The organism is Streptomyces sp. YPW6 (assembly GCF_018866325.1).
Classification (GTDB): Bacteria; Actinomycetota; Actinomycetes; order Streptomycetales; family Streptomycetaceae; genus Streptomyces.
Genome location: NZ_CP076457.1, coordinates 4,367,934 through 4,382,277 on the forward strand (window position 1 = coordinate 4,367,934; position 14,344 = coordinate 4,382,277).

The window sequence follows — 14,344 nt, forward strand, 5'->3', positions numbered from 1 at the left end:
CCGAAGGCGGCCGATGGACACAATGTGTATCGCACGCGCTGCTGTGCACGCCGGTCGGCCGATGGGTTTGCCGACCTTGGCGCCGGTTTTGCGCTTTCAGTCTTTTCGGGGGAATCGAGGAGTTATGTCGTACGTAGAGGTGCCGGGTGCGAAGGTTCCCATCCGGATGTGGGCGGACCCCGCGTCGGTCGAGGACGGGGCGATGCAGCAGCTGCGCAACGTCTCCACGCTGCCGTGGATCAAGGGTCTGGCGGTCATGCCCGACGTCCACTTCGGCAAGGGGGCGACGGTCGGTTCGGTGATCGCGATGCAGGGCGCGGTGTGCCCGGCGGCGGTGGGGGTGGACATCGGCTGCGGGATGTCCGCGGTGAGGACCTCCCTCACCGCGAACGATCTTCCCGGCGACCTGTCACGGCTGCGCTCCAGGATCGAGCAGGCGATTCCGGTCGGCCGGGGGATGCACGGCGACGCGGTGGACCCGGGGAGGCTGCACGGGTTCCCGACGGCGGGCTGGGACGACTTCTGGGGGCGGTTCGGGGGGATCGCCGAGGCGGTCAGGTTCCGTCAGGAGCGTGCCACGAAGCAGATGGGGACGCTGGGTTCGGGCAACCACATGATCGAGTTCTGCCTCGACAGCGAGGGGGCGGTGTGGCTGATGCTGCACTCGGGCTCCCGCAACATCGGCAAGGAGCTCGCCGAGCACCACATCGGCATCGCCCAGAAGCTTGCGCACAACCAGGGCCTCGTCGACCGGGACCTGGCGGTCTTCGTCTCGGACACCCCGCAGATGGCCGCCTACCGCAACGACCTCTACTGGGCGCAGGAGTACGCCAAGTACAACCGCGCGATCATGATGGCGCTCTTCAAGGACGTGGTCCGCAGGGAGTTCAAGAAGGCGAAGCCGGTCTTCGGCCAGGAGATCTCCTGCCACCACAACTACGTGGCGGAGGAGCGGTACGACGGGGCGGACCTGCTCGTCACCCGCAAGGGAGCGATCCGCGCCGGTTCCGGGGAGTACGGGATCATCCCCGGCTCGATGGGCACCAGCTCGTACATCGTGAAGGGTCTCGGCAACGCGAAGGCGTTCAACTCGGCCTCGCACGGCGCCGGTCGCCGGATGAGCCGGAACGCGGCCAAGCGCCGCTTCACGGTGCGCGACCTGGAGGAGCAGACGCGGGGCGTGGAGTGCCGCAAGGACTCCGGCGTCCTGGACGAGATCCCGGCCGCGTACAAGCCGATCGACCAGGTCATGGAGCAGCAGCGGGACCTGGTCGAGGTCGTCGCCAAGCTCAAGCAGGTCGTCTGCGTCAAGGGCTGAGGGGCGGGCCGCGCCGGGGTTCGGCCGGGCGGGCCCGCCTCATCCCTCGTCCGTCAGATCCGCCTCCGTCAGGGAGGCGACCAGGACCGTGCGCGGGCCCGGTTCGATGCCCGGCACCGAGGGGACGGCGAGCAGGCGGCATCCCGCGGCGAGTGCGGCGGCCGCGCCGGTGGGGGTGTCCTCGACGGCCAGGCAGTCGCGCGCGGGCACCCCGAGCGCGGCCGCCGCGGCCAGGTACGGGTCGGGGTGCGGCTTCCCGCGTGCCGTCTCGCCCGAGGTGACCGACGTGTCGAAGCGGTGCCGGCCCAGGGTGTCCAGCACCAGGTCGGCCACGTGCCGCTCGGACGCGGTCACCAGGGCCGTCGGCACACCCAGGGCCCGCGCCCGGTCCAGCAGCCTCAGGGCGCCCGGCTGGACGGCGACGCCCGCCGCCACCCGTGCCGTGAACTCCCGGTCCAGCCGGGCGGCCGTCCGGGCCGGGGACAGCGTGGTGAGGCCGTCGCGCACGAGGCGCTCGGCCGCGTCGGCCACCGCGGCGCCGGCGAACGGGGCGAGGTTGCCCGCGCCGGCCGGGGCGCCCTGCGTCCGCAGGAAGCCGGCCACGGTGTCCAGCCAGGCGTGCTCGGTGTCGACGAGGGTGCCGTCCATGTCGCACAGCAGGGCGGCGGGGCGGGGGAGCGGAGGCATGCGGGGCTCGCTGTTCCTGGGGAGTGGCTGTTCCTGGGGTGGTCTGCTCTGGGGGTGGCCGTCTCGGGGGCCCGGGGCGGGGGCGTCGTCGCGGGGGACACGGTGCGCGGCGCCCGTTCGCCCGTCCGTCAGTCCGCCGCCGTGCGCACCAGCGGGTTGGCCTGCGCCGAGTTGCGTACGGTGAAGACGACCGAGCCGGGGCGGTAGCGGTCGTCCGAGGTCTCGACCGGGCGGCCCTCGGACGTCGTCGTCGTGCGGCGGACACGCAGCAGCGGGGAGCCGCGCCGGACGCCCAGCTCGCGGGCGTCCGTGGTGCCGGCGGCGACCGCGTCCAGATGGTGTTCGCCGTGGCTCATGACCACGCCGGCCGACGCGTACAGGCTCTGGGTGACCGAGTCGCAGTCGTCCGGGAGCGCTTCGACGGCCGCCGCGGTCCACCCCGCGTACACCGTCCGTTCCAGGAGCGCCGGCTCGCCGTCCAGGGTCCGCAGCCGCAGGATGTGCAGCACCGGGTCACCCGGTGCGAGCTGGAGCTGGGCGGCCTGCGCCTCGGTTGCCTTCGCGCGGCGGGAGCGGAGCACCAGGCCGCCGGGGGTGCGGCCGCCGGCCCTGGCCCACTGGGCGAAGCTGCGCAGCTCGGTGAAGCTCTGGCTGGGGGTGGTGGACAGGACGGTACGGCGGGCGCCCTGCCGGGAGCCGATCAGGCCCTCCGACTGGAGGGTGCCGAAGGCCTGGCGGAGGGTGCCCCTGGACACCCCGTGGGCCAGGGCGAGTTCGGACTCGGACGGCAGCTCGGAGCCCACGGGGTGGATGCCTTCGGAGATGGCGCGGCGCAGCTCCTCGGCGATCTGCTGGTGCCGTCGGGTCACGTCTCTCCTCGGGGGCGTCATGGGCTTCGGGGCAGCGCGGGGCGGGGCGAAGGGCCAGGAGCGATCATGTCATCCGCGCCAGGTGTTCCGCACCCTCGGATCTGCGCGCAATCGGCGTTCCTCTCGGCGCGCGAAACCCTGCGTCTTACCAGTTTAGCGAGACGTAAACCTACGTCTTGATAACGCTTCTGACCTGCACTTTTTCCTCACCGAAGCCTTTACCTGCCGGTCACTTGGCTGCTAACTTCGGCTCGCTTACGACGATGGCTTGTCCATACAGGTGGCTCGCCGCAGACCCAGGAGTACGCATCGTGAAGGCACACCATCCCCGCCGCGTCCTGACCGCCGCGGCCCTCGCCGGCCTCACCGCACTGGTGGCCACCGGCTGTGGTTCCGCACCTGACAACGCCGGCGGGCAGAACAGCAAGGCGGCGAAGGCGGAGTCGGCGGCGGACCTCGGCGGTATGGAGGAGCTCGTCGCGGCGGCGGAGAAGGAGGGCAAGCTCAACGTCTACGCCCTCGCGCCGGACTGGGCCAACTACGGCGAGATGATCGCGGCCTTCGAGAAGAAGTACGCCGTCGAGGTCAACAACGAGGACCCGGGCGGCAGCAGCCAGGGCGCGCTGAACGCGGCGGCCAAGCGCAAGGGCCAGAACCGGGCCGTGGACGCGCTGGACCTCGGGACCTCCTACATGCAGGAGGCCAAGAAGCAGGGGCTGCTCGCGCCGTACCGGGTCGAGGGCTGGGACGGCATTCCGGACGCGCAGAAGCAGCCGGACGCCTCCTTCATGAACAACTACGGCGGCTACATCTCCATCGGCTGCGACGCCAAGGCCGTGAAGAACTGCCCGGAGACCTTCAAGGACCTCCTCAAGCCCGAGTACCGGAACAAGGTCGCCCTCAACGGCGACCCGACCGAGTCCAGTTCGGCGCTGGCCGCGGTCGTCGCCGCCTCGCTGGCGAGCGGCGGCTCCCTCGACGACGCGCAGCCGGGGCTCGACTTCTTCGAGGAGCTGAAGAAGAAGGGCAACTTCGTGCCCGCGAAGTCCACCCTCGCCACCATCCAGCAGGGCGAGACGCCGATCTCGATCGACTGGGACTACCTGAACCTGGGCTACGGCAAGAAGCTGGAGCCCAAGGGCGTCGACTGGCAGGTCGCGGTGCCCGCCGACGGGCTGTACTCGCGCTACTACAACCAGGGCGTCAACAAGTACGCCCCGCACCCGGCCGCCGCCCGGCTGTGGCTGGAGTTCATCTACAGCCCCGAGGGCCAGAACATCTGGCTCAAGGGCTTCTCGCGCCCGGCCCTCCTCGACGCGATGAAGGAGGACGGCACCGCCGACAAGGCCGCCGTCGCCGCCATCCCCGAGGTCGACGGGGTGCCCGAGCAGCCGACCGCGGAGCAGGAGGCGAAGGCCAAGGAGACCGTCGTCCAGGGCTGGGGCAAGGCGGTCAGCTGACCATGCCCGACCAGACCGCACTTCCCGCCCCCGCCGCGGGCTCCGTGCCCGTGGCGGGCGCGGCCGCCCCCGTGCCGCCCGCCCCGGACGCCCGGCGCGGCGGCGCTCCCCGCCGCCGCGGCGCGCGGCGGCACCGGTGGCCCGTCGTCGTCCCGTTCTTCGCGTTCCTCGCGGTGTGCTTCGGGCTGCCGGCCGGGACCATGGTGTACGGGGCGTTCACCGTCCTGGACCCGGACAGCGGCGCGAGCCGCTTCTCCACGGAGAACGTCAGCGGGTCGCTGTCCGGGGCGTACGCCACCGGGCTGACCGGGAGCGTCGAACTCTCCCTGTTCACCGCCCTGTCGGCCACCGTGATCGGCACCCTCATCGCCCAGGCCGTCGTCTCCTCGCCGCGGCCGGCGCTGCGCGGTGTCGTCGTCTCCGCGAGCGGGGTCCTCGCCAACTTCTCCGGTGCGCCGCTGGCCTTCGCCTTCATCGCGACGCTCGGTACGACCGGCACGGTCACCCAGCTCTTCCATCTGGACCGGACGGGTTTCAGCCTCTACAGCTTCACCGGCCTGGTGCTGGCCTACCTCTACTTCATGGTGCCGCTGATGGTGGTGACCGTGCTGCCCGCGCTCGACGGGCTGCGCTCCCAGTGGCAGGAGGCCGCCGCGTCCTGCGGGGCGACCCGCCGGCAGTACTGGCTCCACGTCGGCGTCCCGGTGCTGACGCCGTCGCTGCTCGGCGGGGCGGTGCTGATGTTCGGTACGGCCTTCGCCTCGCACGCCACCGCCGCCGTGATGGTCGGCTCGTCGCAGCCGCTGATCACCATCCAGATCGCCAACGCCCTCAACGGCAACGTCCTGGTGGGCCAGGAGAACCTCGCCCTCGCCATGAGCCTCAACATGGTCGTGATCGCGCTGCTCGTGATGGCCGTACAGATACCGCTGCAGCGCAGGAGTGCCCGATGGCTCGGATGAAGTTCACCTCGCGGGCCGTCGTCCTGCCGCTCGCCGCGCTGTACTTCCTGGTCCCGATCGGCGCGTCGGTCTGGTTCAGTGTCAACGAGGTCGAGGGCATCAGCTTCGACGCGTACACCCAGGGGCTCGGCACCGAGGGGCTGACCACCAGCCTGATGCTCTCGGTGCGACTGGGCCTGGCCACCATCGTCTGCGGGCTGCTGCTGATGGTGCCGACCCTGGTCGCGGTCGCGCTCTATCTGCCCGGGCTGCGCCGGACCGTCGAGATCCTGTGCATGATGCCGCTGGTCGTCCCGCCGATCGCGCTGGTCGCGGGCGTCACGACGGTGCTGTCCTGGGAACAGGACCTGGCCGACACGCCCCTCTACATGACCTTCCAGCTGCTGCGGGACGAGAGCTTCCCGCTGGTCCTGGTCCTCGTGTACACGGTCATGTCGCTGCCGTTCCTGTACCGCTCGCTGGACGCCGGACTGCGCGCCGTCGACCTGCGCACCCTCGTCGAGGCCGCCCGCTCGCTCGGCGCGTCCCGGCTCCAGACCCTGTGGCAGGTCGTCGTCCCGAACCTGCGGGCCGCCGTGGTCGGCGGCGCCGTCCTCAGCCTGGCCATGGTGCTCGGCGAGTACACCGTCGCCTCCGTGCTCTCCTACCGGCCGTTCTCCGTCTGGATGGTGGAGGTCAAGGACTCCGAGGCGCAGCTCTCGGTGGCGGCCGCGATGCTGAGCCTGCTGATCACCTGGGGGCTGCTGCTCCTGCTCACCACCCTGGCGGGCGGCCGCGGCCGCCGTCGCCGTACACCCGTGGAATCCGGCCCCGAGGACCGTGAGGACCACGAGGGCCGCGACAACCGAAAGAAGACCGTGTCATGACCGTCTCCGTGCACCTCAAGAACCTGCGCCGGGAGTTCGGCTCCACGGTCGCGCTCGACGGGCTGGACCTGGAGATCGCCTCCGGTGAAATGGTCGCCCTGCTCGGCCCGTCCGGCTGCGGCAAGACGACCGCGCTGCGCATCGTCGCGGGCTTCGAGACCGCGGACGGCGGTGAACTGCTGATGGACGGCGAGGACGTCACCTCCGTCCCGGCCAACCGCCGTGACATCGGCATGGTCTTCCAGTCCTACAGCCTGTTCCCGAACATGACGGCCGCCGAGAACATCGCCTACGGCCTGCGGGTACGGGGCCGGTCCTCCGCCGAACGCACCGCGCGGTCCCTGGAGTTGCTGGACCTGGTCGGTCTGCCCGGCCGTGAGGGCCACTACCCGCACCAGCTCTCCGGCGGCCAGCAGCAGCGCGTCGCCCTCGCCCGCGCCCTGGCGATCTCGCCCAAGGTGCTGCTGCTCGACGAGCCGCTGTCCGCCCTCGACGCCAAGGTGCGGCTCACCCTCCGCGAGGAGATCCGGCGCATCCAGCTGGAGCTGGGCATCACCACGGTCTTCGTCACCCACGACCAGGAGGAGGCGCTGTCCATGGCGGACCGCGTCGCCGTGATGAAGGACGGGCGGCTCGAACAGTGCGCCGCGCCCAGCGAGTTGTACGACCGCCCGGCCACGCCCTTCGTGGCCGAGTTCGTCGGCACCATGAACCGGCTGCCGGGCACGGTCCGGGACGGCGGCGTCGTCGAGCTGTTCGGGCGGCGGCTGCCCATCCACGGCGAGCGGCCCGCCGCCGGCGCCGAGGTCGACGTCCTGCTGCGCCCCGAGGGGCTGGCGGTGGGCCCCGCCGACGACGGCGCGGGCGCTCCTGCGACGGTACGGGTGGCGACCTTCCTCGGCGCCACCACCCGGCTGCACCTGACCACCGATTCCGGTGCCGTCTGCAAGGCCGACCTGCCCAGCTGGGAGGCGACCGCGCTGACGCCGGGAGCACGCTGCACGATCACCCCGCACGAGAACCCCGTCCTCGTCGCCGGACGGAGTGCGGCTCCGACGGCCGCCGCCGCGCCCGACAAGGGCTGACGAGCCGTCAGAGAGTGCGGTGGACCTTCGTGTTGGATGCCTGGGCGCGCGGGCGGACCACCAGGAGGTCGATGTTGACGTGGCTGGGTCGGGTGACGGCCCAGCCGATCGTGTCGGCCACGTCCTCGGCGGTCAGCGGGGCGTCGACGCCCGCGTAGACCTTGGCGGCCTTCTCGGTGTCGCCGCGGAAGCGGGTGGTGGCGAACTCCTCGGTCCTGACCATGCCGGGGGCCACCTCGACGACGCGGACCGGGGTGCCGACGATCTCCAGGCGCAGGGTCTCGGCCAGGACGTGCTCGCCGTGCTTGGCCGCCACGTACCCGCCGCCGCCCTCGTACGTGGAGAGGCCCGCGGTCGACGAGAGGATCACGATCGTGCCGTCGCCGCTGGCGGTGAGGGCGGGCAGCAGGGCCTGGGTGACGTTCAGCGTGCCGATCACGTTCGTCTCGTACATCTGACGCCAGTCGGCCGGGTCGCCGGTCGCCACGGGGTCGGCCCCGAGCGCCCCGCCCGCGTTGTTGACGAGCACCGCGAGGGAGCGGAACGCGGTGGCGAACTCGTCCACCGCCGCCCGGTCGGTGACGTCCAGGGCGTACGCCGTCGCCTGGTGGCCGGCCTCGTTGAGCTCGGCGGCCAGCGCCTCGATGCGGTCCTTGCGGCGGGCGGTGAGGACGACGCGGAAGCCTTCGGCGGCCAGCGTGCGGGCGGTCGCGGCGCCGATGCCGCTGCTCGCGCCGGTGACGACGGCGATGGGGGTGGCGGCCATGGCTGATCTCTCCTCGGACTGCTGATCGGTACGGGCCCAGGATAGGCAGGCGCCCCGGACCTCCCCGTGCGCGCCCGTACCCCCCGGCGGGCGCGGTGAGCCGGTGGTGCGGTCACGAGCTCGTCAGGCCGGGGTGCCCCCGAACTCCCGGACCGCCTCGGACACGATCGTCTCCAGATGGCCGTGGTGGGCGCCGCGCCAGTACACCCGGGAGCACTCCGTGCACTGGGCGAACACGTCGTACGCCTGCTGCGTGCCGTGTTCCAGCAGCTCGCTCACGGAGTCCTTGGCGGCCCCGGTCAGGGTCCCGTTGCAGGCGGTGCAGCGGGTCCAGGGGTCCAGGGCCGGGGCGAAGCGGCCGAGGACGTCGCGGAGCTGCTCCTGCGGGCGGTCGCTGTAGACGTACGCCCCCGCCCAGATCTCGCGGCGGCGCAGCAGCCCGCGGTCCCGGGAGAGCAGGACACGCCGCTCGCGCGCGGAGAGGGCGGCCAGGGCGGGGTCGCCGATGTCCTCGCTCTCGTACGCGGCGTCGACGCCCAGCAGCCGCAGCCGGCGGGCCAGGGTGCCGAGGTGGACGTCGAGGAGGAAGCGCAGCGGCGCGCCGGGGACCCGCTGGGGGCGATCCACGGCCCGCACGTCGACGTGTTCGCCGGGGCCCGGCACATGCGAGCGGGCCACCGGGGCGCCGTTCACCAGCAGCGTTCCGGCCTCGGTGAGCGGGACGCCGAGGGACTCGATGACGTGGCCGAGGGTGGAGACGCCGTCCGTGACGAGGGGGGTGGGCCCGCCGCGACGGTCGTGCGGGACGAAGATCCGCAGCTCGGGGGCTACTTCGAGGGTGATCTCGGGTCCGTTCACCCGGTCAGGATGCCACCGGGGCAGGACGGCCTGCCAGGGATATCCCGGGGGCGCGCGGGTGTGAGGGGCCGGCCCGCCGGGCGGGCGTGACCGGCCTTCCGGGGGCACCGACCCCTGGGGGTTTCCGCCTTCCGGGGCACCAGGGCCCGGGGGCTTCGGCCTTCCGGGGCACCAGGGCCCGGGGGCTTCGGCCTTCCGGGGGGACCGCGGCCTGGTCGCTTGTGCCTTCCGGGGGCACCGGGGCTCGTCGCGGTCCGCGTCGGGTCAGTGCGGTGCGAACGCCGTCGGTGGCACGCCCACCGTCGCGGTGAAGTCCCGCACCAGGTGGGCCTGGTCGCTGTAGCCGAGGTCAGCGGCGAGCCGCGCCCAGTCGACCTCCGGGCCGGCTTCGGCGGCCTCCAGCGCCTCGTGGATGCGGTAGCGGAGGATGACCCACTTGGGGCTGACGCCGACGTACGCCGAGAACAGCCGTTGCAGGGAGCGGGCGGAGAGCCCCGTGTCCCGGGCGAGCCCGTCCACCCGGCGTACCGTGCGGTCCGTGCGCACCCGGTCGACGGCGGCCATCGCGAGAGCCGCCCGGGGGTCGGGGCGGGGCTCCAGCGCCAGCAGGAAGGCGTCGAGCGCCGCGACGCGCGCGTCCTCGTCCTCGGGGCCGAGGACCGCGTCGAGCGGCGGCGGCATCCGCAGCACCCCGGCGGCGTCGGCCCGCACCCCGGTCCATGCGGAGACCGGGCGCCCGGGGGCGAACGGGCGGAAGCCGCCGGGCCGGAACTGCACGCCGCAGACCCGGCCGCGCCCCGCCAGCTTGCGGGTGAAGAGTCCGGGATGGACGCCCGCGACCTCGGCGTACCCGGACCGCTCCCGGGAGCTGCCCCCGGCCCCGTACCGCTGGCAGACCAGGTTCACCGACGGGTGCGGGACGACATGGGCGGCGTACGGCTCGGTGAGGTCCCAGTCGATCAGCCAGTAGTGCTCCAGATACCGGCGCAGCTCGGGGGCGGGCTCGCGGCGGCGGAAACGGACGTGCGCGAAGAGGTCCGGGGCGTCGACGATGCCCCGGGTGTCGCGGCGGGGTCCGGCGGCCATGGCCACGATGTTAGGCGGGCTCGGGGGATCTGTCGTGGTCAGGCGGGCTCGGGGGGCCTGTCGTGTTTCTTCAAGACGGCGGCGGCGGGGCGGCGCAGGGTGGGGGCATGACTCAGACGATCGGTGAACTGCTGGAGACCGCCGCGGACCGGGCCCTGCCCGTCGTGCGGGGGATCGACGACGCGCGGCTGGGCGACCCCACGCCCTGCGCCGCGTACGACGTACGGGCGCTGCTGAACCACCTGTTCCAGGTGGTGGTGAACTTCCAGGCGCTCGCGGCCCGGAAGGACGCGGATTTCGGCGGGGAGCCGGAGTTCGTGACGGGCGACTGGCGGGCCAGGTTCGGTGACGAGACCGCCCGGCTGGTGGAGGCGTGGAGCGTGCCGGGTGTCGAGGAAGGCACGACGGGGCGGATGGGGCTGCCGGCCCGGACGGTGGGGCTCATGGTGCTCGGCGATCTGACCGTGCACGCCTGGGACCTGGCACGGGCGACGGGCGGGGACTTCGAGCCGGAGCGCGGCGTGCTCGACGAGGTGGGTCCGGGGCTGGCGGCGATGGCGCCGCAGGCCCGGGAGATGAAGGTGTTCGGCGAGCCGTTCCCGGTGCCGGGGAGCGCTACGGCTTTCGAACGGCTGCTGGCGGTGACGGGGCGCGATCCGGGGTGGCGGCCGGACGGGACGCCCCGGGCGGGCGGGAGCTGAGCACGACGGGAGCGGCGGCGCGGCCCGGCGCGGACGGGGCGTCGTAGAGGGGGCCGAGCGCGGCGTGCGCGTCGTTGACGATCTCCTCGGCCAGCAGCAGCATCTCCTGCTCCGCCAGCCGGGCCGCCCGATGGGTGTACGGGGACGGCGGCGCCGGGTGCCTGCGGCGCCACCAGCAGTCACCGGCGGCGTAGATGCCACTGGCGAAGACGAGCACGGGGATGGACAGGGCCAGCAGAACATCGCCCACGGCGGACCTCCTCGATGGTCGGTGTCCTGTCCATCGGCGTGCCGGGCGGGGCGGCTGAAGAGCTGCCGTCGGCCAAATATCCGGAAGATCTGGCCGGATGACGCCCGGGTGGGCGCGGGTGGGTGCGTCCGTCTGAACGCTTCGACCGACTGTGCGGCCGAAGCTGTCGGGGCGGTCCCGCGGAAGAGCCCGCGGGAAGCGGCCGGCTCTGTCGCCGGAGGTCCCCGGTCAGGGCCGGACCAGGTCGTCGGAGGTCTTCGGTCAGGGCCACACCAGGCAGTACGCCTGGTGTCCCGCGTCGTGCAGGCGGTGGGAGAAGTCCTGCCACTCGTGGAGCAGCTGGTAGACGTTGAACGCGTCGCGCGGGCCGCCGCGGTCGGGGACCGTGGACCAGATGAAGGCCGCCGCGCCGACCGATTCCTCGCCGACGCCGCGCAGCGGGTCGACGACGGTCATCGGGAGTTTGACCACGGCGTAGTCGGGGTGGAGGACGACCAGTTCCAGCGGGGGGACCTTGTGCAGGGGTATGCCCTGGATGCCGGTCAGGACCATGGCCGCCACGGTCTCCGGCTTGATCTTGGTGAACATGCCGCCCATGCCCAGCTCGTCGCCGCCCAGCTCCTCCGGGCGCATCGAGATGGGCACCCGCGCGGCGGTGGCCCCGTCCGGCGCGCCGAAATACTTGTACGTCACCCCCATCCCGCCCCCGCTCCTGGTCCCGGGGAGCGGCGTGCTCTCCGCGCCCCTGCTCTGTGCGCGCTCGGCCCTGCGCCGGTGCCGCCCTCGCCGGGCAGGCTCGGGCCCCAGGTCGTCGGTCCCTTCGCCCACTCCGCCACCGCGATGCATATCTCATCCACCCGACTACTTCTTAGGAGGCACAGTCCCCGCCGCGCAACCCGATCATCGTGTCAGTGACCTCCCCCGCGCGCGTGCGGTGAAACACCTGTCCGCGAAGACCGTCCGTGCCTCTGACACCATGGCATGTGTGAGCTTTCCCTATGACGCCCCAGTTTCGCAGACGCGAGAGCGCTGACACTCTCTCGTGATACGAGGGGAGCGCCCTCCCTGCTCACCGGTGGCCGAGATTGTCAGGGACTTCCCGGCCCGGCCCCCCGACACCCGAATCGCAGATCAGGACCAAAGTGGCGTATTCATACGAAGCCCCAGTTTCGCAGTCGCTGTTCGACCGGGCGTCCGCCGTGACGCCCGGCGGCGTGAACTCTCCCGTGCGTGCCTTCCGTGCCGTGGGCGGTACGCCCCGGTTCATGGTGTCCGGCACCGGTCCGTACCTCACCGATGCCGACGGCCGTGAGTACGTCGACCTCGTCTGCTCGTGGGGGCCGATGATTCTCGGCCACTCTCACCCGGAGGTCACCGCAGCCGTCCAGGAGGCGGTCTCCCGCGGCACCTCGTTCGGCACACCGGGCGAGGGCGAGGTGGCGCTCGCCGAGGAGATCGTGGCGCGGATCGAGCCCGTCGAGCAGGTGCGCCTGGTCTCCTCCGGCACCGAGGCGACCATGTCGGCGATCCGGCTGGCCCGCGGCTTCACGGGCCGGGCCAAGGTCGTGAAGTTCGCCGGCTGCTACCACGGCCACGTGGACGCGCTGCTCGCCGCCGCCGGGTCGGGCGTGGCCACCTTCGGGCTGCCCGACACCCCCGGCGTCACGGGCGCCACGGCCGGCGACACCGTCGTGCTGCCCTACAACGACCTGGACGCGGTCCGCGCCGCCTTCGCCGCGCACCCGGGCGAGATCGCCTGCGTGATCACCGAGGCCTCCCCCGGCAACATGGGCGTCGTCCCGCCGGCGGACGGCTTCAACGCCGGGCTCAAGGAGCTGTGCGCGGCCAACGGCGCGCTGTACATCTCCGACGAGGTCATGACGGGCTTCCGTACGTCGAAGGCCGGCTGGTACGGCGTCGACGGCGTCCGCCCCGACCTGATGACCTTCGGCAAGGTGATGGGCGGCGGCTTCCCCGCCGCGGCCTTCGGCGGTCGCGGTGACGTGATGGCGCACCTGGCCCCGGCCGGCCCGGTCTACCAGGCGGGCACCCTCTCCGGGAACCCGGTCGCCACCGCCGCCGGACTCGCCCAGCTGCGGCTGCTGGACGACGCGGCGTACGCGAGGATCGACGCGGTCTCCGCCGAGCTGCGCTCCCTGGTGGGCGACGCGCTCACCAAGGAGGGCGTCGCGCACACGGTGTCGGCCGCGAGCAACATGTTCTCCGTCTTCTTCACCGACCGCCCGGTGCGCGACTACGACGACGCCAGGAAGCAGGACGTTTTCCGCTTCACCGCGTTCTTCCACTCCATGCTGGAGCAGGGCGTCTACCTGCCGCCCTCGGCGTTCGAGTCCTGGTTCGTTTCCACGGCCCACGACGAGCGGGCGGTCGAGCGCATCGCCGCCGCCCTGCCCGCCGCCGCCCGCGCCGCGTCGGAGGCCACCGCATGAGCGAGCAGAAGCCGAACGGCGGGAACACGAACGGCGGGGTCGCGAAGGGCGGAGGCGTCGACCGCGACGAGCAGTTGACCGTGGTGCACGTGGTCCGGCACGGCGAGGTCCACAACCCGGACGGCGTGCTCTACGGCCGCCGCCCCGGCTACCACCTCTCCGACCTCGGCCGGAAGATGGCCGACCGGGTCGCCGAGCACCTGGAGAAGCGCGACATCACCCATGTCGTCGCCTCCCCGCTGGAGCGCGCCCAGGAGACCGCCGACCCCATCGCCCGGGCGCACGGACTGGACATGGCCACCGACCCCCGGCTGATCGAGGCCGCCAACGTCTTCGAGGGCAAGACCTTCGGCGTCGGCGACGGCGCGCTGCGCAAGCCGGACAACTGGAAGCACCTCACCAACCCGTTCAAGCCGTCCTGGGGCGAGCCGTACGTCGAGCAGGTCGTCCGGATGATGGGCGCGATCGACACGGCCCGGGACGCGGCGCGCGGGCACGAGGCGGTCTGCGTCAGCCACCAGCTCCCGATCTGGATCCTGCGGTCCTTCGTGGAGCGCCGCCGCCTGTGGCACGACCCGCGCAAGCGGCAGTGCACGCTGGCCTCGCTGACCAGCTTCACCTACCGGGGCGACACGATCGTCTCGGTCGGCTACTCGGAGCCGGCCCGGGACCTGGTGCCCGTGCATCTGCTGGCCGGGGCCAAGCCGGTGAGGGGAAAGGCCGCGAAGGGCCGGTCGAAGGCGTTCGGGGCGTAGCCCGGCGCCACGGGGCGAAGAACAGGGCAGGACCTACGGGACCGGCCGCCGCGGTGTGCGGCGGCCGGTCCCGTCCCTTGTGCCGTGTCGCCCGCCAGGGGTCTCCGGGCCCGTGCATGAGTTCGACGAGGCGGGGAAGCCGACCCTTCGATCCGCTGTCCATCCGCCGTCCGCCGGATCCGCCGTCCGCGCGGTGCGCGCTCCCGCGACGCGCGATGTGCGCCCCGGCGA

General features: G+C 72.6%; 15 protein-coding genes. 8 read left to right on the forward strand and 7 right to left on the reverse strand.

Going from position 1 to position 14,344, the window contains the following annotated elements; genetic code table 11:
• Positions 1–124: 124 nt before the first annotated feature.
• Positions 125–1,318 carry an RtcB family protein gene (locus KME66_RS19400; RefSeq protein WP_216324129.1) on the forward strand — a complete coding sequence of 398 codons (1,194 nt, stop codon included), beginning with the start codon at positions 125–127 and terminating at the stop codon, positions 1,316–1,318.
• A gap of 39 nt (positions 1,319–1,357) precedes the next feature.
• On the opposite strand, the gene KME66_RS19405 is transcribed toward KME66_RS19400, so the two are convergent.
• Complete coding sequence (locus KME66_RS19405; protein WP_216324132.1) at positions 1,358–2,005, reverse strand: HAD family phosphatase; 648 nt, start codon at positions 2,003–2,005, stop codon at positions 1,358–1,360.
• Positions 2,006–2,133: 128 nt separating this feature from the next.
• Entirely contained in the window at positions 2,134–2,874 is a 741-nt protein-coding gene (locus KME66_RS19410) for a GntR family transcriptional regulator (protein ID WP_079185774.1), read from the reverse strand.
• A gap of 311 nt (positions 2,875–3,185) precedes the next feature.
• On the opposite strand from KME66_RS19410, the gene KME66_RS19415 reads away from it, so the two are divergent.
• The 4 genes from KME66_RS19415 to KME66_RS19430 are packed head-to-tail and all read left to right on the forward strand — an operon-like array spanning position 3,186 to position 7,247.
• Positions 3,186–4,334, forward strand: a complete 1,149-nt coding sequence (locus KME66_RS19415; protein WP_073227895.1) for an extracellular solute-binding protein — start codon at positions 3,186–3,188, stop codon at positions 4,332–4,334.
• 2 nt (positions 4,335–4,336) lie between these two features.
• A complete protein-coding gene (locus KME66_RS19420) occupies positions 4,337–5,296 on the forward strand; it encodes an ABC transporter permease subunit (protein ID WP_216324134.1) in 960 nt (319 codons plus the stop codon).
• On the forward strand, positions 5,284–6,162 hold the full coding sequence (locus KME66_RS19425; RefSeq protein WP_079185775.1) for an ABC transporter permease: 879 nt from the start codon (positions 5,284–5,286) through the stop codon (positions 6,160–6,162). The genes KME66_RS19420 and KME66_RS19425 overlap by 13 nt, the downstream gene beginning before the upstream one ends.
• Entirely contained in the window at positions 6,159–7,247 is a 1,089-nt protein-coding gene (locus KME66_RS19430) for an ABC transporter ATP-binding protein (RefSeq protein ID WP_216324136.1), read from the forward strand. Before KME66_RS19425 ends, KME66_RS19430 begins: the two co-directional genes overlap by 4 nt.
• Before the next feature lie 7 nt (positions 7,248–7,254).
• On the opposite strand, the gene KME66_RS19435 is transcribed toward KME66_RS19430, so the two are convergent.
• From KME66_RS19435 to KME66_RS19445, 3 genes are all read right to left on the reverse strand, one after another.
• Positions 7,255–8,013, reverse strand: coding sequence for an SDR family NAD(P)-dependent oxidoreductase (locus KME66_RS19435; protein WP_216324138.1), 759 nt, complete (start codon positions 8,011–8,013; stop codon positions 7,255–7,257).
• Between the two features lie 123 nt (positions 8,014–8,136).
• On the reverse strand, positions 8,137–8,871 hold the full coding sequence (locus KME66_RS19440; RefSeq protein WP_216324141.1) for a Mut7-C ubiquitin/RNAse domain-containing protein: 735 nt from the start codon (positions 8,869–8,871) through the stop codon (positions 8,137–8,139).
• 264 nt (positions 8,872–9,135) lie between these two features.
• Complete coding sequence (locus KME66_RS19445) at positions 9,136–9,957, reverse strand: helix-turn-helix domain-containing protein (protein WP_216324143.1); 822 nt, start codon at positions 9,955–9,957, stop codon at positions 9,136–9,138.
• Between the two features lie 107 nt (positions 9,958–10,064).
• Here KME66_RS19445 and KME66_RS19450 point away from each other — a divergent pair, with 107 nt between their 5' ends.
• Positions 10,065–10,658, forward strand: a complete 594-nt coding sequence (locus KME66_RS19450; RefSeq protein WP_073227916.1) for a TIGR03086 family metal-binding protein — start codon at positions 10,065–10,067, stop codon at positions 10,656–10,658.
• Here KME66_RS19450 and KME66_RS19455 read toward each other — a convergent pair.
• Both KME66_RS19455 and KME66_RS19460 read right to left on the reverse strand, forming a co-directional pair.
• Entirely contained in the window at positions 10,573–10,908 is a 336-nt protein-coding gene (locus tag KME66_RS19455; RefSeq protein ID WP_216324148.1) for a hypothetical protein, read from the reverse strand. The genes KME66_RS19450 and KME66_RS19455 overlap by 86 nt on opposite strands.
• A 261-nt stretch (positions 10,909–11,169) precedes the next feature.
• A complete protein-coding gene (locus tag KME66_RS19460) occupies positions 11,170–11,754 on the reverse strand; it encodes a hypothetical protein (protein WP_073227923.1) in 585 nt (194 codons plus the stop codon).
• Positions 11,755–12,050: 296 nt separating this feature from the next.
• On the opposite strand from KME66_RS19460, the gene hemL reads away from it, so the two are divergent.
• Both hemL and KME66_RS19470 read left to right on the forward strand, forming a co-directional pair.
• Positions 12,051–13,358, forward strand: a complete 1,308-nt coding sequence (gene hemL, locus KME66_RS19465; protein WP_178379139.1) for a glutamate-1-semialdehyde 2,1-aminomutase — start codon at positions 12,051–12,053, stop codon at positions 13,356–13,358.
• Entirely contained in the window at positions 13,355–14,113 is a 759-nt protein-coding gene (locus tag KME66_RS19470; protein ID WP_216324150.1) for a histidine phosphatase family protein, read from the forward strand. Before hemL ends, KME66_RS19470 begins: the two co-directional genes overlap by 4 nt.
• Positions 14,114–14,344: the final 231 nt, after the last annotated feature.